We start from the raw sequence: 16,626 nt of genomic DNA, 5'->3' as shown, positions 1-16,626 counted from the left end.
AAAAAAGCGGTCAAAATTTTGACCGCTTTTTTTATAAATCTATTTTCTTTAATTCTTTGTAATTATCTAGTAATCGTTTCAATAATCGTCCATATATAATTCGGTACAAGAACCAAAAAACGACCAAAAATAGCGCGACAAAAAGTATTAAAAATAAGAATGTAACTATCGTGATTGTCATGTTGTTTCCAATTTTGTTAGTGAGTTCAATCGTTTCTGGATTGTATTTGAAAGCAATATAAAAACCAATGAAGAATGCTAAAACTATTTGAACCAATTTGTAATATACGTAATAGTTGACCGTTTTTCTAGTTTTAATAATGTCTAGCATCAGCTGTTTGGTAGATGCTGTACTAGTTATAGTGCGATAATTTTTATAAAATAGATAAATAAATACCAATAAAACAAAGTAATCGAAATAATCATACATCTTAAAATACAATGTGAATTCTTCGTGTTTCATTTTTTTGAAATAGTCATCTATATTAACACCTATAGATAAGAGTGACCATAGAACCAGTTCCAAAATACTCAATATCAAAATCCACTTTACAGTTGAAGAAGATTTTCTATGAATCATGTTGTAAATGTCCTTTTCACTAACTTGTACAAAAGAAGCTTCGTTCTTTTGCCAATCTTTTTTTAACAAATCCAGTTCTTTCATTAGGCTAATGGATTTAGTATTTTTTTTAATTTTCCTTTAATTCTATTCATTTTTACTCTTGCGTTGACCTCGCTAATTCCCAATGTTTCGGATATTTCAGTATAATCTTTGTCTTCAAGATACATAAAAATTAATGCCTTTTCGATATCGTTCAATTGGTAAACGGCTTGGTACATTAATTTTAATTGTTCTTCCTCTTCATAGTCATATTCAACTTCTGGAGTATAATGTTGCCTTGCTTCAAATTCTGTTGTAGTCACTGCTCTTTTGTCTTTTCGATACAGCGTAATGGCGGTATTAAGAGCGACTCTGTATGCCCAAGTAGAGAACTTACTGTCGCCTCTAAACTTTGGAAAAGCTTTCCATAACTGAATGGTAATTTCTTGAAACAAATCCTTATGCGCATCCTCACCAGACGTATACAACCTACAAATCTTGTGGATGATATTCTGGTTTGCTTGCAATTGCGATACAAAGGATTGTTCTAAATTATCGGCCATATAAACATTAGTGGTTCAAAACTAATTTTTGTTACAAATAAAAATATTTTTTAGTAGGAGCACAACTTTTAGGAGTACAAAAACGAGTCGTCCCGCTATCCGTTACAATCTTTTATGGCAAACACTGCCATAAAAGGATTTTCACTACTATCGGGGCTATTTTACGCGTTTTGTTTTCATAAGAAATACGAGTTACAACGAATGCTGCTTAAAATAATTAACCATCAAATCCACATATTTACTGTAGCCTTCCATTCCATCTTTTTGTTGGTTCATTTTTAGGAAGTTGTCGTAAAAAATATGAAATCCTTTGTCGATAAAAGTGTCGTATTGTTTCCAGAAGGTTTCACTTTCTTTAAAGTTGGCTACTACTCCAGGATGAATCGTTTTTAAAAATTGCGCCACTTTTTTTTCATCACGTGCTTGCCAATTTCGCAAACAATAGCGCAAGGCCAAACTATACCCCGAATATTGAATGTAAGCATCTTTATTTTTTATCGAAGCCAAAAAGCCAATGAAATTGCATTCACTTTCACTGGCAAAACCTATTTGATGCGCCATTTCGTGATTCGCAGTCATCGGAAAACTGTACAAAGGTCCCAAACCATTCACTTGCGCTTCATTGGTAAACGGATTCAAATAGCCACCAAATCCCATATACGTCAGCGGAATACTAAAAAGCGATTTCTTGATACTTAAATTACTGTATTGAAACATCGAATGTTCTCGAGCCAAGTTTTGGTATCCATTCGCATTCATTTGAAACAATTGAGATTTAGAATAAGGGACAATTACTTTACGATTTTTGTCTTTCATTAGTTTTAACTGAATCGCATTGGTTTTGGCAATGAGTTGTTGTGTAAAACGAAGCAAATCGGCATCTGAATATTCTCTTTCAATTTTCATTTTTTCATACAGCGGTTCTCTATAGTAATTGAGTCCCCAAAGCAAATGAAAAAGAAAATAAACCACCGATAAAAAACTTAAAATAGAAAGCGAGAGTTCTTTCCATTTTTGTCTTGGTGCTACACTTTGGTTTTTCTTATTTTTTTTGAGTAACCAAAACCAACGAATTGCCCAAATAATTAGCAAAGCATACAAAACATCGCCCAACGAAAAAGGAACTTTCCCTAAACTGATTCGTAAACTATTCGAGATAAAGACATAGAGGCCATTGCTGTACCAACGTTCGATGGATTCTGGAAAAAATCGGATGATTTTTAGTACTACAATCTGAAATACGAGGAATAACGGTAAAAGGTATTTTCTTTTCAAGGCTTGACTTTTGGTATAAAAATAAGGATTAAATCCGTCGTGCACTTTCTTTTTTTGTAAATTTGAACCTTAAAATACTTCACTATGGAAACTATTGCTGATAGAATTACAATTGACGATAGAATTTGCAACGGAAAACCTACCATCAGAAACAAGAGAATTACCGTTAATACTATTCTTGGGTTTTTGAGTTCTGGAGATTCTAGAGAAGAAATTTTGTTGCAATATCCAAGCCTCGAAAACGAAGATATTGATGCCTGTCTTAAATTTGCATCTGAATTAATGAACAGGAATTTTACTATTAAAGAGGTTGCCTAAATGTTAAAATTTTTAATAGACGTCAATCTACCGTACCACCTTTCCATTTGGAATTCGGATTATTTTATTCATCAAAAGAATATAAACGATGAATGGTTTGATGAACAAATTTGGGTATATGCAAAGGAAAACAACCTCACTATAATTACTAAAGATGTTGATTTTTCCAATAAAATGATGTTAAGCAATCCTCCTCCTAAAGTAATTCATATCCGATTTGGGAATATGAAGATGAAAGATTTTCACGAGAACATTTGTAAAGTTTGGGATAGCGTTGTAGAAATGAACGCTAGGCATAAATTAGTCAATGTTTTTAAAGATAGGATAGAGGGAATCGAATAAGTAACACTACAAAATAATGAGTCAAGAAATAAGAAATTTAGAGCCTAAAGCACTTTGGAATCAATTTACTGATTTGAATGCCGTACCACGTCCTTCCAAAAAAGAGGAGCAAGTGATTCAATTTATGAAAGATTTTGGGAATCGTTTGGGGTTGGAAACCTTTGAAGACGACATCCGAAACGTAATCATTCGCAAACCGGCTACTCCAGGAATGGAAAACCGTAAGCCTATCGTGTTGCAAGGCCATTTGGATATGGTACACCAAAAAAACAATGATACCGTTTTTGATTTCGAAGCTCAAGGAATCGATATGTATGTTGATGGCGACTGGGTTCGTGCTAAAGGAACTACTTTGGGAGCCGATAACGGTTTGGGTGTAGCTGCAATTATGGCTGTTTTAGAAAGTACTGATATACCACATCCTGCTATTGAAGCCTTGTTTACTATTGATGAAGAAACAGGAATGACAGGGGCGCTGAACCTGCAAGGCGGGATTTTACAAGGTCAAATATTATTGAATTTAGACACCGAAGAAGATGACGAAATCGACATTGGATGCGCAGGTGGTATCGATGTAACCGCTACAGCCGAATACGACGAAGAGAATACGCCAGAAGGTTCTGTTGGCTATAGTATTACCGTAAAAGGTTTGCAAGGCGGACATTCGGGTATGGATATTCATAAAGGGTTGGGGAATGCCAATAAAATAATGAATCGTTTGTTGTTTGACGGCTTTGATAACTTCGGATTACAAATTGCGTCAATTGCTGGAGGAAGTTTGCGTAATGCGATTCCGAGAGAGAGTGTTGCCAAAGTGATTATTGCCGCAGTTTACGATGAAGCCTTTGTTTTTGATATGCAACAAATCGTGAATGAGATTAAAGCGGAGTTCAAAACTACTGAGCCTAACCTAGAAATTGTTTTTGAAAAATTAACTGAGGTTCCCGCCAAAGTAATGCCTTCTATAGCGCAGTTTTATTTTGTACGTTCGATGTATGCGGCGCACAACGGCGTGTATCGTATGAGTGCTGATTTTGACAATTTAGTAGAAACTTCTAACAATATTGCCAAAGTAATGGTAGGCGAAGGACAGTTAACTGTACAATGTTTGACCCGTTCTTCGGTAGAGTCCTCTAAAATGGATTTGGCGAATGCTTTGCGTTCTGCCTTTGAATTGATGGGATGCGAAGTAGAGTTTTCTGGAGCTTATCCGGGATGGACGCCTAATCCAAAATCTGAAATTTTGGATGTGTTGGTTGGTATTTATGAAAAACAAAACAATGCTAAACCTAATGTAGTGGCTTGCCACGCAGGATTAGAGTGTGGAATTTTAGGAACCAATTATCCAGAAATGGATATGATTTCTTTTGGACCAACGATTCACGGAGCCCACTCGCCAGACGAAAGAGCAAGTATTCCTTCTTCTCAAAAATTCTGGAAATTCTTCTTAGAAATTTTAGCAAGTATTCCTGTGAAATAATTAGTTTTTCAGTTGTATAGTGTTCAGTGAATTGCTGAACACTATAAACTGATAACTGAACACTAGTTTAGTCCCTTTTGGGACTATTTTTTTTATCTCGTTTTTCTTCTTTCTTTTCCTTAGCCGTTTTTAGCGGCTCTTTTTTTGCTGTTTTTTTAGCATTTAGACTTTTTGCCATAATTGTTTTCTTTAGTGAATCAAGTAAAGGTAGGTTAATTTAGTGCAGTTAGTACAGATTAAGAAGAACCTAGTTTGAAAATGAGATTGGGAAAGAAATTTTTTGTAAATGTAATTATGGTTATGTTTTTTATAAACTATAATTCAAGTGAATACTCCAACGATAATTGGCTTCCATTTTACTATTGGCCAAGTGTTGATTGATAGGGAGCATAGCATTAATTCCAAGAGAAAAATTGTCTTTTCCTAGTTCTACACCAAGTTTGCTAAACAAAACATCTCCAGCAGTATTAGGTAAATTCAACCCATACTGTTTATTGGTAGCATAAACTTCTCCCGCAATTCCTAATTGAGGTACAAATTGAACAGCGGAAGTATCAAATAAATAAAACAGCGTGCTGCCATAATTGAACTGATTTCCAAATTGGTATTGCTTTTTGTTTTCTGTTTTTACGGTATAATTGGCCATAGTATGCAATCCTAATTTTCCTTTTTTAAGGATGTATTCTGTAGCTAATAAAAAATCCCAACTCCCAGTTCCGACTTGAAAACTTTGGTTGATATTTCCAGCATTGTTAGTTTCGTTAAACTTCCCAGTGGGCATTTTTACCCCACCTCCAAGCTGTAATTTATGAATCAAAAGAGTGCTGTCTTTGTGTGTTTTATAAATAGTATACAATCCCATAAGGGTGATGTCGCCCAAACCTTTGATGGATTCGTTGCCAGTGGTCCTCTCTCTGTTGTGAAATTGGTACGGAACCAGTAGCGAAAGTTGTAATTGCTCTGTAATGGGAATTTTACTCCAAATTTGAAGGGTATTAAAGTGTTCGTCTACCCAAGGCGAATTAGCAAATATGCCGTCTTGGCTAGCGTAACTTTGATAAAAATACCGAATTCCAACAAAATTAGAGTTCAGCATAGAACTGAAGCCCATACTTCCGCCACTTGCTGAACAGCCGCAAGCATCACAAAAATCGTCATAGCTTTCTATGAGCATCTTTTGAAAGGTAAATCCCGAGATTGGATCTTCTGTCGTTGCACTAAATCCTATTTGATGGCATAAAATAAGAAGTAATAGGAATATTTTTTTCATTCTTGATGGGTTGTTTTTATGTGTGTTGACAATTTTTACTAACTTTTTAAAATTCCGAGAATCGTTTATCGGTGAGGTATTCGTAATCGGTTAATGTTTTCAAGAAGGCAATAAGTTGTTCTTTCTCCTTAACGGAAAGTGTGATGCCTATTTTTCCATTTTGTTTTAAAATAGGATCCAAAGTTGTTGCGTTTTCGACTCCATTGGCATAATGATCTAAAACGGCTTCTAGTGTACCAAAGCGTCCGTCGTGCATATAAGGTGCTGTTTTTTCGATGTTTCTTAAACTTGGTACTTTGAATTTGTATAAATCGGTGGCTAGTTCTGTCACTCGGTAACGTCCCACATCGTTTACTGCTGGATTTACGGGTAGGCCATTGTTTCTAAAAGAATGGTCGGTCATTAAATCTGTAGCGTGACAAGAGGCACATTTGGCATTAAAAACAGTATAACCTTCTTTTTCGGTTGTGCTGAGTGTGATGCCTCCTTCATTTCTTCTGAATTTATCAAATTTTGAATTGCTTGAGGTAACCATTACCATAAATTGTCCCAAGGCTTTTAGCATATTTTCAGAATTAATTAATCCGTCAGTGAAAGCGGATTTGAATAACTTTCGGTATTCAGGGTCATTTTTCATCATTGCAAGCGCTTTGTTGAAATCGCCATTCATTTCTATTGGACTGGTAAAAGGAATGATGGCTTGTAAGTCCAAATGATTGGTAGCGCCATCAAACATAAAGGTAGTTTGATAGGCTAAATTTTGAATGGAAGGCGTATTTCGTGTGCCTACAGCACCGTCTACTCCGTGACTTACGGTGTGTCCGTGGTGCGTAAACGCTGTTTCTTGTTCGTGACAAAAACCACAAGAAACGATTCCGTCTGAAGCCAATCGTCCGTCATAGAATAATTTTTTTCCTAATTCGAATCCTTTTTCTGTCAATGGATTATTGGCAAAATTATAGGCAACTGGAGGAAAGTTGGATGGGACTTTGAAGTCGATGGGTACATTTTGATAGTCTTCGTCGTTGTCATTGGAACAACTCAAAAGAATAGGAAAAATGAACAACAATAGGTATTTTGCTTTCATTTGTATGTGTACATTTTGTTATTAAAAAGGGAATCGCGATAACTTGGGTTAGCGATTTTGGTGAAAAAACGATTGAAAGCAGTTTCCTTTTGAATGTTTCCAAAATATCCTAAATGTTGGTCTTCTAGCCCCGACAGAAGGGAAAAACCTTGTGAGCTGGCGTTCAGCTCACAAGTTTTGGAATGATGGCGGGAATCTTGTTGACAAAAATGCCTGATGATTCGCTCCTTATTCTTAATAGATGAATACTTTCAATCGCTTTTTGTGAAGTGGATTAGTCGTTATGAACGTGATCTACTTTGAACATTTGGTTAACATTAGTTGTAATTAAGGCTAATTTTGAACCACTCATAATCATAGCACCCATAGCACCCATATTGTTGTCTGTCAATTTGATGGTGTTGGTTCCGTCTACCACTTTAGAGATATCTGTGATGATATGTACTTGTGGGGTAATGTTGGTTCTCACTAATGCTTTGGTAGCTAAATCCAAAGTGATTTCAGTGTAGTTGTAATCGGTTCCTGTTTGTCCAGTGTGAATCATAAACGAAGTAGGAGTTGTTACTGTACTTGAAGTAAAAGTACCTTCGAAAGCTAAGAATTTGTATCCTGCAGTCCAGCTCCACATCATTTTTGCTGCTTGTGCTTTGGCTAAGAAATCGCCTTGTCCTGTGGCACCAAGTTCCCATTGTGCTTTGTCTACTCCAATTCCGAATTTTACTTTGGTGTAGTTAGCCGCTGGAATGTTTTTTAATTGAGCTTCTAAACTAGCTGGAGTAGCTTCGTCTATAATGAAATAGCTTTCGCTTTTTGGGTAAGTGAACGTTGTTCCGTCTTCTTTGGTCAACACAATGTTACTAACGATGTATTTTACTGTGCTGATTTTTAAGACTTCGTTGTTGGCTGTTGTATTCGCTTGTGAAGTTAGAATAAGGTCATTTGCTTTGAAAGCGTTATCAAATTCAAGTGTTAAAGCTCCTGTTCCTGTGATTGCTTCGTCGTTATCGTTAGAACATGCGGTTATAGTTATTATTGCTGCTAAAGCTAAAGTTGCTTTTAAAATATATTTTTTCATGAGTTGGTTTTTTACTATTATGATATTCATTTGTTTTTTTGCATGATTGTATTGAAAAAGAACTTGATATATGTACTTTTTTGAAATGACAGAAGTGCCTTTTCGAATTAAAACGCACGAAATCTTTCAGATGCAATCATTGCTTGACATTGTATTTTTCATACAAGTCAACGCCTTTCAATTGAGATTGAAATCGATTTTGAATAAGATTATAGTAAAAAGGAGGGAGGTCTGAAAGTTGAATTTATTTTGGAAATAGTTTTTCCAGACGTATGAAAAACGTTCAACTTGGTTGTTGAAGTTATCAGAGTGTTACTTACAAATGATGTAGGTGTTGAATGAATGAGATAAACGAAATCTGCTTTTTCTTTCAGAATATTTTCCATTTTTTTCTCATTCTCATCAAATTTTTTTAGGCTTTTTTGTAATTCACAACGACCATTACAAGTATTGTTGACTAATTTTCGCTGTACACAAATGGTTTTGATGATTTGCTCTTGATTGGCTTTAAATTGGGTGTATATCACTATATTCCCAAAAAAAGGGAATAGCAATGTGAGGGTTAAAAGATATACGCCAATTTTTTTCAATTGCAAAAGATGGAATAATTATGGCGCAAATGTAGAGCAACAATTTAGAAAACAAAATTTTTTTTACAAAAACTTTAATACTTTGAGCGAGTGAAAATTACAATTATATTAACAATAAGTTTTTAATAAATGATATAGTACTTATGTTATATTGATAGATAAATTGGTTAAATTTAGCTCAAAATAAATAATACCACACTTTATTTCCATATAAAAAATGAATCACTATTCTGTAGTTATTGTTGATGATGAAATGATCAACATTGAAATTTTAAAAAAGATAATATCCACGCATTGTTTAAAACTTGAAATTGTTGGAACAGCCAAAACAATTGAAACTGCTATGCTTGAAATCACTCAAAAAAAGCCTGATATTGTTTTTTTAGATATTAATATCCGTGAAAAACAGATATTTGAGTTATTAGATCAACTTGAAGAAGTTGATTTTCAAATTGTTTTTGCTACGGCATTTCCAGGTTATTTTTTTAAAGCTAAGGTGTATGATCCTGCTGATTTTATTCTTAAGCCATTTAGTGAAACAGCAGTGGTAGATGCAGTTAAAAAAGCAGCAAAACGAATTAAGAAGTTGCGAAAAGCAGTGGGGGAGTAATTACTTTTTTTTGAGTATTTTATATTCTTCGTAGCAACCACTTATAGCATCCATAATTTGTAAGTCGTTAGCAGTTTGTATGAATGAATCTGAGTAACTGCAACGCTTCAAAATATCAGGAATTTCATTTTTGTCAATCCCTAATAATGTAGCGATCATTTCGCGATCATATTTAGATTCCAGTGCTTTGCGCACGGTATCGTCCTTTTTTAGTTCCTTTAGACGTTTTAATTCTTTAGGTTTTTTTCCGAAAAAATTATACAGCATATCTGCTGGATTAAAAATTGAACCGAGTACTTTTCCAAAGGCATCTGGTGAGTATTGGCCTCCTTCGTATCCTGCAGTTAGTCCTGAGATACTGTATCTGAAGTTTTCTTTGATGGGTATTAATTTAGAATCCACCTCTAAATATCCTGTTAGGTTAAAAGGGCGTATGACTACTTCTTCTAAAGCAATCGCCTTTTCGGTAAGTTTGATGGTTGTAGTTTTGTTTTTTACCCAGTCGTTAGTAACACGAACTTTAATGGATTGAAAACCAAGTAACGAAACGTGTATTGTGTCACTGACTGAAATCTCAATTTCAAAATTTCCTTTGGTATCAGTAGTTGTTCCTTTTACTTTGTTGACATTGATGATGTTGGCATACGACAAAGGTTGGTTGGTATTGTCATTTACAATAGTTCCAGAAACTTTTAAAGATTCATTAGATTCTTGTCCGAATCCGATAGCGGTAAGTAATAAAAAAAAGAAAACTACAAAATGTTTCATATACGAATTTAAAGTTTTAAAAGTAGTAAATCGCAATTGAATATTTTGTAGTTTTCTTGGATATTTATAAGAAAATTAACAATGCATTATTAATCTCTTCTTGGTCTTCTTGGACGTGGTGTGTCGCCAAAACCTTCAGATCTTCTAGGGGCTCTTCCTGATGCGTCACCTTCTCTTCTTGGAGCACTTCCTCTTTCGCTTCTGAATCCTCCCTCTCTTGGAGCTGAGTTTCTGTCGCTACGGAATCCGCCTGATCCTTCTCTTCTTGGAGCAAAGCTACCTTCTCTTCTTGGAGCAGCACTTCTACCGCCAAAACCTCCAGAACTTCTGCCATTATGGTCGCGTCTTCCACCACCATCATTTTTAGAAATCTCTACATTGATACGACGTCCTTCTAATTGTACATTATTCAAGATGTCCATTACTTTATCAGTATGTTCAGCATCAGTATTAAAGAAAGAGAATCCTTCTTTTACATCTACTTTGAATACGTCATCGCGACCTAAGTCTAAAGTCTCTTTTAAGAAATCTTTCAAAGTCATCCAGTCAAAGTTATCTCTAGAACCGATGTTTACGAAGTAACGAGTAGCACCGCTATTGTTTTCTCTTGAAGCACCGTCTCTATCGTCACGTTCACGTCGGTCTGAGCCTGATGATTGGCTAGATAAATCTCTGTTTTTCTTATAGTAGTTGATAAAACGGTTAAATTCTACCGATACCATTTTCTTGATTAATTCTTCTTTGCTCAAGCCTTCTAATACATCATTGATTGCTGGAAGGTAGTTGTCAATTTCGTGATCTACTTCCGTTTCTTTGATTTTGTTGGCTAAGTGCAATAATTGAATTTCGCAGATTTCAATTCCAGATGGGATTGTTTTTTCTTCAAATTTTTGTTTGATGATTCTTTCGATAGAAGAAATTTTGCGCAATTCACTTTTGGTAACAATTACAATCGATGTACCTAATTTACCAGCACGACCGGTACGGCCAGAACGGTGGTTGTAGGTTTCGATTTCGTCAGGAAGTTGGTAGTTCACTACGTGAGTAATGTTGTCTACGTCAATTCCACGTGCTGCTACATCGGTAGCTACTAGCATTTGGATTTGTCTTCCTCTAAACGATTTCATTACCCCATCACGTTGTGCTTGTGATAAATCTCCGTGTAATGCTGCAGCGCTGTATCCGTCTTCGATTAATTTTTCAGCTACTTGTTGCGTATCTCTTTTGGTACGACAAAATACTACTGAGAAAATGTCTGGATTAGCATCGGCTAAACGTTTCAAGGCTTCGTAACGATCTCTTGCGTTTACCAAATAAAATTCGTGTGATACTGTTGCAGAACCTGAGTTCTTAGTTCCCACTGTAATTTCAACTGGGCTGCTCATGAATTGTTTTGCAATTCTTGCTACCTCGGCTGGCATGGTTGCAGAGAATAACCATGTGCTTTTTTCGTCTGGAGTATCTGATAAAATAGAGCAAATGTCTTCGTAGAATCCCATGTTCAACATTTCATCTGCTTCATCAAGTACACAGTAATCAATGTTTTTGATGTTTACCAAACCTCTATTGATCATGTCTTGCATTCTTCCTGGAGTAGCTACAATAATTTGTGCTCCTCTTTTAATTTCTCTAGCTTGCTCTGTAATACTAGCTCCACCATAAATAGCTACTACGTTGATACCTTTTTCGTATTTTGCGTAGTTTTTTAACTCGTTGGTAATCTGTAGGCAAAGTTCGCGTGTTGGCGATAAAACTAATGCTTGTGTATTTCTGTTGTCGGCATCAATTTTTTGGATTAGCGGAAAACCGAAAGCTGCCGTTTTCCCTGTCCCTGTTTGAGCCAACGCAACCATATCTGTGTCTTTTTCCAATAATAGGGGAATCGCCTTTTCCTGTACCTCTGACGGATTTTCAAATCCTAGATCTAAAATCGCCTTCAGTAACGATTCATTCAATCCTAATTGTTCAAATTTGTTCATTATGTATTTTTAAAATAGGGTGCAAAATTAGTGTTAATTTATCAGATTAACTAATGCTATTTTAAGTTTTAATGAATTATTATAAATTGATTGTCAGAAAGTTAGCTTTTTGATTTTTGATTTTTATGTTTTAATAGTCTTTTTAGATGTGAAATTACAGCAAGAAATTGTAAAAAATGTTATAAAAAAAGGTACAATTTTGATTGTTAATGAGTTGTGTTCAGAAAAGTAAGTAAGGATTGTGTGGCGATACCTCGGTGACTGATTTTGTTTTTAGTTTCAAGTGAAAGTTCTGCAAAAGTCTCTTTGTAATTTTCAGGCTGAAAAATAGGGTCGTATCCAAAACCACCCTCACCTTTTTTTTCTGAAGTAATGTTTCCTTTGGCAATGCCAGTGAATAAATATTGTTCTCCTTTAAGATTCAGGCAAATCACCGTTTTGAATTGAGCGTTTCTGTTACTTTTATCATTTAAAAGATGTAATACTTTGTTCATATTGTCTTCAGCGGAACGTTGTTCTCCGGCATAACGAGCAGAATAAACCCCAGGCTCGTTGTTTAAAGCTTCTATTTCAAGGCCAGTATCATCAGCAAAGCAATCATATCCATACTTTTCGGTGATGTAATTCGCTTTCATAATAGCGTTTCCTTCGATAGTTTCTGCCGTTTCTGGAATTTCCTCAAAACAACCAATGCTTTCAAGACTCACAATCGTGACGTTATCGGGAAGCATACTTTGGATTTCTTTGATCTTGTTTTCGTTGTTGGTGGCGAATACTATTTTCATTTGGGTTAAGATTTATAATGATTTAATAACGAAGCCTTACATAGACGTGTTTAATTCCTTTTTTATCCGAATCTCTTTCGTCGATTTCGAGAATGTCGGTTAGGGATTTGAGCATTGGGGTAAGTTTGCTAAAGCCATAACTTCTAGGGTCGAATTCGGGTTTGTTTTTGACGATTAGATTTCCCACATCGCCTAAAAATGCCCAGCCATCATCATCGCTTATGGCGTCTATAGCATCTTCAATAAGGTCAATAGTTGGATTGTCTATTTTGATAGTTGTTTCTTTTTCTACTGCTTTTTTGGTGTCAGATGGAGTGGTAGTGGCTTTAGGTTTTTTCTTTTTGGTAGCACCTTCTAAAACTTCTATAAAGACAAAACGATCACAGGCCACAATAAAGGGGTTTGGGGTTTTCTTTTCACCTATACCAATGACTTTCATACCTGATTCTCGTAACCGAATGGCGAGACGGGTAAAATCGCTGTCGCTTGAAACAATACAAAAACCATCAACTTTATCGGAGTACAACAAATCCATTGCATCGATTATCAAAGCGGAATCGGAGGAATTTTTTCCCGTGGTATAACTATATTGTTGAATAGGTGTAATGGCGTGTTCTAATAAGACCGATTTCCATCCATTAGAATTGGGTTTTGTCCAATCGGCATAGATGCGTTTGGTGGTTGGTGTGCCGTATTTGGTGATTTCTTCCATCATGCCTTTGATGTTGCTATACGGAACGTTGTCGGCGTCAATAAGGACGGCTAGTTTTAATTCTTTGGTGTTGTTTGACATTTTTGATGCTTTGGTGTTCAAAGATACAAACTTTATGGTTGGTGCTTTCTGTTGATTGGTTCGAACAGATAAAATTTTTAAATACTGATTTTGAAATTAAATTATCGGATACAAAAAAAAGAATAATAGTTTTTAATGTAATTTTAATTCTTTTAATCTGTAAATCAGGTAATTATACTTATTTTGTGTTTGTAGTTTAAATTTTAGTTTTGAAATATAATATCAAATCTATTTAATTAACCTTAAAAAAAAACACTATGGAAGATTTTACAAAAACAAAATGCATTGATCTCCAATTAGTAGGAGGTGATGGGGGAGGAGTATTTGACAACTTCAAAGAAGATGGAAGTCTTATCTCTCGAATTGATACCTGGGCAGATGATAATCGAATGCGTGGGATTAAAATTTATTATGCTAATTCAAGGAATGGATACAGTGATAGTGATGAGAGTTTTATGTTTGGACAACAAGCAGGAGGACAACAAGGTAGTTTTATCTTTCAACCAGGTGAATTGATTAAATCACTTTCGATTTGGAATACAAAATGGGATGGTAATACATTTGTTGGTGCATTTAAAATGGTAACTTCTTTGGGTAATGTTTTTTATCCAAAGGAAAAAACCAGTTCGCATAAGGAATATGTTTTGAATGTAGGATATGGAGCGGTTGTAGGTGTTGCAGGAAGATCTGGGAATGCTTTAGATAAATTAGGTTTTTATCTTATTAAAGATGCAAGAGCTCTTGAACTTTCTGATGTGATTTATGAGAAAAAAGAGCTTCCGGAACCTAATAATGTTGACTTAACAAATATTACATATAATAATGACACCTCTGAACCACAAGAGTATGAGTATAGCTATTCTTATACTGAGTATGATAGCTATAGTTGGGAATCAAATAGTGGTTTTGAACAAAGTTATTCAGTATCTATTTCTGCTGAAGTGCCCGAGCTTGAAGTTGGTGCAGAAGCTACAGCTAGTTGGGTTTATTCATACGAGACTATGGAAAGCACAGAAAAATCTACCACCAAGGAAGTAAATTCAGTCTATCCAGTAATTGTTCCTCCATACACTTCTGTTTCACTTGAAATGAGTTACTATAGTGGTCATTGTAAGTTATCGTACACAGGGCTTGTAGAAATTACATTGGTAGGAGGAAATGAAACTTTTAGCTATTATACTTACGGAGAATATGCTGGAGGTAATACTACAGATATTATAGTGACTGTTATAGAAACTCCAATAGATGCGGAAGGAGATGCCGTTGGAGAGAGTTTAGAAAAAAGCATGGTTGTTTAATTAGCTTAATGGCTATATAAAATTTTATGAATTGACAATTTTTAAAATTTAATATTGTTACATTGAACGAAAATAGATTAATTTGATTAGGCTGTCCAATAGTAAGGACAGCCTTTTTTTATGCAAACTATTAGGTTGTTTGTGTAAATATAAATTTTATAAATGTGAAATTCTCTAAAGTTGCATTTGTTTTTTTTTGGAACTCCAATTTTTAATATAATTTATTATTAGTATTTTAATTTAAAAAAGGAGATAATTTGTGGTTTGAAGAATGAATTTTTATGTAGTATAATCCAAGGGTATTTCTTACGATTAATTATTTGTAATAAGAGTATTTTCTATATAGATAATATGGGGTAAAAATTTATTGTTAAATAAAAAGGTTTCTTAAATTAAGCTTTTTTTTTAAATAAAATAAAAGGAGTTAGGGAGTAATTATAAATTTTAAATATTTAATTTTGCGCATTAATAAAAATGTAGTATTAAGTCATTATATTATGGTAAAAGATTTATTCGAAAGAATCCAAAACAATAAAGGGCCTTTAGGGAAATGGGCTTCTCAGGCAGAAGGTTATTTTGTTTTTCCTAAACTAGAAGGAGAATTGGGACCAAGAATGCAATTTCAAGGAAAAAATATATTGAATTGGAGTTTGAACGACTATTTAGGTTTGGCCAATCATCCAGAAGTGCGTCAGGCAGATACGGATGCTGCTATCGCTTACGGTGCAGCTTACCCAATGGGTGCGCGTATGATGAGTGGGCACACGAAATATCACGAGCAGTTGGAGCAAGAATTAGCTGCTTTTGTGATGAAAGAATCGGCTTATTTGTTGAATTTTGGTTACCAAGGAATGGTGTCTATTATTGATGCTTTGGTGACTAAAAACGATATCATTGTGTATGACGTAGATTCACACGCTTGTATTATTGATGGGGTGCGTTTGCATATGGGGAAACGTTTTACCTACAAACACAATGATTTAGAAAGTATGGAGAAAAACCTGCAACGTGCTACTAAAATGGCGACAGAAACAGGTGGAGGAATTTTGTTCATTACTGAAGGTGTTTTTGGAATGCGTGGACAACAAGGTAAATTGAAAGAAATTGTAGCCTTGAAAGAAAAATACAATTTCCGTTTATTGGTTGATGATGCACATGGTTTTGGAACGCTTGGAAAAACAGGTGCTGGAGCAGGTGAGGAGCAAGGTTGTCAAGACGAAATTGATGTGTATTTTTCTACGTTTGCTAAATCAATGGCGAATATTGGTGCTTTCGTTGCAGCAGATAAAGACATTATCGATTATTTGAAATACAATTTGCGTTCTCAAATGTTTGCCAAAGCGTTGCCAATGATCCAAACTATTGGTTCGCTGAAACGTTTGCAATTGTTGCGTGAGTCTTCTGCGATTAAAGATAAATTGTGGGAAAACGTAAATGCGTTGCAAAACGGATTAAAAGAAAAAGGCTTCAATATTGGAGATACTAATACTTGTATTACTCCTGTTTACTTAGAAGGAAGTATTCCAGAAGCGATGGTGATGGTGAACGACTTGAGAGAAAACTACGGTATTTTCTTGTCGATTGTTGTGTATCCAGTAATCCCGAAAGGCATTATTTTATTACGTATGATTCCAACAGCTTCTCATACTTTAGAAGATATTGCAGAAACTTTGGCAGCTTTCGAAGCGATTCGTGAGAAACTAGTTAGCGGTACATATAAAGAAATTGCAGCACGCACTACAGTAGATATGGAAGCTTAATTTTTTTAGGTTTTCACTTATATAGAAAATCC

Annotated in this window: 16 protein-coding genes; 6 read left to right on the top strand and 10 right to left on the bottom strand. The window is 35.0% G+C overall.

Annotated features, from left to right (window positions below; genetic code table 11):
- Positions 1-31: 31 nt before the first annotated feature.
- From AO58_RS0102655 to AO58_RS0102645, 3 genes are all read right to left on the bottom strand, one after another.
- Positions 32-664, bottom strand: coding sequence for a DUF8845 family protein (locus tag AO58_RS0102655; RefSeq protein ID WP_024980222.1), 633 nt, complete (start codon positions 662-664; stop codon positions 32-34).
- A complete protein-coding gene (locus tag AO58_RS0102650) occupies positions 664-1,164 on the bottom strand; it encodes an RNA polymerase sigma factor (RefSeq protein WP_024980221.1) in 501 nt (166 codons plus the stop codon). Before AO58_RS0102650 ends, AO58_RS0102655 begins: the two co-directional genes overlap by 1 nt.
- A 192-nt stretch (positions 1,165-1,356) precedes the next feature.
- A complete protein-coding gene (locus AO58_RS0102645) occupies positions 1,357-2,439 on the bottom strand; it encodes a DUF3810 domain-containing protein (protein WP_024980220.1) in 1,083 nt (360 codons plus the stop codon).
- An 84-nt stretch (positions 2,440-2,523) separates the two neighbouring features.
- Here AO58_RS0102645 and AO58_RS0102640 point away from each other — a divergent pair, with 84 nt between their 5' ends.
- From AO58_RS0102640 to AO58_RS0102630, 3 genes are read left to right on the top strand one after another with little or no spacing between them, the layout of a single operon-like run.
- The gene (locus AO58_RS0102640) at positions 2,524-2,757 is read left to right on the top strand and encodes a DUF433 domain-containing protein (RefSeq protein ID WP_024980219.1); all 234 of its coding nucleotides are present in this window, start codon (positions 2,524-2,526) and stop codon (positions 2,755-2,757) included.
- Positions 2,758-3,099, top strand: a complete 342-nt coding sequence (locus tag AO58_RS0102635; RefSeq protein ID WP_024980218.1) for a DUF5615 family PIN-like protein — start codon at positions 2,758-2,760, stop codon at positions 3,097-3,099.
- 16 nt (positions 3,100-3,115) lie between these two features.
- Complete coding sequence (locus tag AO58_RS0102630) at positions 3,116-4,579, top strand: aminoacyl-histidine dipeptidase (protein ID WP_024980217.1); 1,464 nt, start codon at positions 3,116-3,118, stop codon at positions 4,577-4,579.
- 307 nt (positions 4,580-4,886) lie between these two features.
- On the opposite strand, the gene AO58_RS0102620 is transcribed toward AO58_RS0102630, so the two are convergent.
- The 3 genes from AO58_RS0102620 to AO58_RS0102610 form a co-directional block, all read right to left on the bottom strand.
- Positions 4,887-5,849, bottom strand: a complete 963-nt coding sequence (locus AO58_RS0102620) for a transporter family protein (protein ID WP_024980216.1) — start codon at positions 5,847-5,849, stop codon at positions 4,887-4,889.
- 46 nt (positions 5,850-5,895) lie between these two features.
- Complete coding sequence (locus tag AO58_RS0102615; protein WP_024980215.1) at positions 5,896-6,936, bottom strand: cytochrome-c peroxidase; 1,041 nt, start codon at positions 6,934-6,936, stop codon at positions 5,896-5,898.
- A 274-nt stretch (positions 6,937-7,210) separates the two neighbouring features.
- Positions 7,211-8,011: an MbnP family protein gene (locus AO58_RS0102610; protein WP_024980214.1), complete on the bottom strand. Its 801-nt coding sequence runs from the start codon at positions 8,009-8,011 to the stop codon at positions 7,211-7,213.
- Positions 8,012-8,818: 807 nt separating this feature from the next.
- Between AO58_RS0102610 and AO58_RS0102600 the strand changes: the two genes are divergently transcribed.
- A complete protein-coding gene (locus tag AO58_RS0102600) occupies positions 8,819-9,211 on the top strand; it encodes a LytR/AlgR family response regulator transcription factor (protein WP_024980212.1) in 393 nt (130 codons plus the stop codon).
- Here the strand turns inward: AO58_RS0102600 and AO58_RS0102595 are convergent, their stop codons facing one another.
- The 4 genes from AO58_RS0102595 to AO58_RS0102580 all read right to left on the bottom strand — a co-directional run bounded on the left by AO58_RS0102595 (position 9,212) and on the right by AO58_RS0102580 (position 13,536).
- Positions 9,212-9,979, bottom strand: a complete 768-nt coding sequence (locus AO58_RS0102595; protein WP_024980211.1) for a carboxypeptidase-like regulatory domain-containing protein — start codon at positions 9,977-9,979, stop codon at positions 9,212-9,214.
- A gap of 89 nt (positions 9,980-10,068) precedes the next feature.
- Positions 10,069-11,958, bottom strand: a complete 1,890-nt coding sequence (locus AO58_RS0102590) for a DEAD/DEAH box helicase (protein ID WP_024980210.1) — start codon at positions 11,956-11,958, stop codon at positions 10,069-10,071.
- 206 nt (positions 11,959-12,164) lie between these two features.
- On the bottom strand, positions 12,165-12,743 hold the full coding sequence (locus AO58_RS0102585) for a non-canonical purine NTP diphosphatase (protein ID WP_024980209.1): 579 nt from the start codon (positions 12,741-12,743) through the stop codon (positions 12,165-12,167).
- A 22-nt stretch (positions 12,744-12,765) separates the two neighbouring features.
- On the bottom strand, positions 12,766-13,536 hold the full coding sequence (locus tag AO58_RS0102580) for an NYN domain-containing protein (RefSeq protein WP_024980208.1): 771 nt from the start codon (positions 13,534-13,536) through the stop codon (positions 12,766-12,768).
- Positions 13,537-13,793: 257 nt separating this feature from the next.
- On the opposite strand from AO58_RS0102580, the gene AO58_RS0102570 reads away from it, so the two are divergent.
- Together AO58_RS0102570 and capB are read left to right on the top strand one after the other, a co-directional pair.
- A complete protein-coding gene (locus tag AO58_RS0102570; RefSeq protein WP_024980206.1) occupies positions 13,794-14,834 on the top strand; it encodes a jacalin-like lectin in 1,041 nt (346 codons plus the stop codon).
- Positions 14,835-15,331: 497 nt separating this feature from the next.
- A complete protein-coding gene (capB, locus tag AO58_RS0102565) occupies positions 15,332-16,594 on the top strand; it encodes a cysteate-C-fatty acyltransferase (RefSeq protein WP_024980205.1) in 1,263 nt (420 codons plus the stop codon).
- The last annotated feature ends 32 nt before the right edge of the window (positions 16,595-16,626 follow it).

Origin of the sequence: Flavobacterium succinicans LMG 10402, from assembly GCF_000611675.1 — a bacterium.
Lineage (GTDB): Bacteria > Bacteroidota > Bacteroidia > Flavobacteriales > Flavobacteriaceae > Flavobacterium > Flavobacterium succinicans.
This window is presented reverse-complemented; position numbering and strand designations above follow the sequence as displayed.

Coding starts and splice junctions, on each gene's coding strand:
- AO58_RS0102655 (WP_024980222.1), bottom strand. CDS start 664: ATGAAAGAACTGGATTTGTTAAAAAAAGATTGGCAAAAGAACGAAGCT.
- AO58_RS0102650 (WP_024980221.1), bottom strand. CDS start 1,164: ATGGCCGATAATTTAGAACAATCCTTTGTATCGCAATTGCAAGCAAAC.
- AO58_RS0102640 (WP_024980219.1), top strand. CDS start 2,524: ATGGAAACTATTGCTGATAGAATTACAATTGACGATAGAATTTGCAAC.
- AO58_RS0102635 (WP_024980218.1), top strand. CDS start 2,758: ATGTTAAAATTTTTAATAGACGTCAATCTACCGTACCACCTTTCCATT.
- AO58_RS0102630 (WP_024980217.1), top strand. CDS start 3,116: ATGAGTCAAGAAATAAGAAATTTAGAGCCTAAAGCACTTTGGAATCAA.
- AO58_RS0102620 (WP_024980216.1), bottom strand. CDS start 5,849: ATGAAAAAAATATTCCTATTACTTCTTATTTTATGCCATCAAATAGGA.
- AO58_RS0102615 (WP_024980215.1), bottom strand. CDS start 6,936: ATGAAAGCAAAATACCTATTGTTGTTCATTTTTCCTATTCTTTTGAGT.
- AO58_RS0102610 (WP_024980214.1), bottom strand. CDS start 8,011: ATGAAAAAATATATTTTAAAAGCAACTTTAGCTTTAGCAGCAATAATA.
- AO58_RS0102600 (WP_024980212.1), top strand. CDS start 8,819: ATGAATCACTATTCTGTAGTTATTGTTGATGATGAAATGATCAACATT.
- AO58_RS0102595 (WP_024980211.1), bottom strand. CDS start 9,979: ATGAAACATTTTGTAGTTTTCTTTTTTTTATTACTTACCGCTATCGGA.
- AO58_RS0102590 (WP_024980210.1), bottom strand. CDS start 11,958: ATGAACAAATTTGAACAATTAGGATTGAATGAATCGTTACTGAAGGCG.
- AO58_RS0102585 (WP_024980209.1), bottom strand. CDS start 12,743: ATGAAAATAGTATTCGCCACCAACAACGAAAACAAGATCAAAGAAATC.
- AO58_RS0102580 (WP_024980208.1), bottom strand. CDS start 13,536: ATGTCAAACAACACCAAAGAATTAAAACTAGCCGTCCTTATTGACGCC.
- AO58_RS0102570 (WP_024980206.1), top strand. CDS start 13,794: ATGGAAGATTTTACAAAAACAAAATGCATTGATCTCCAATTAGTAGGA.
- capB (WP_024980205.1), top strand. CDS start 15,332: ATGGTAAAAGATTTATTCGAAAGAATCCAAAACAATAAAGGGCCTTTA.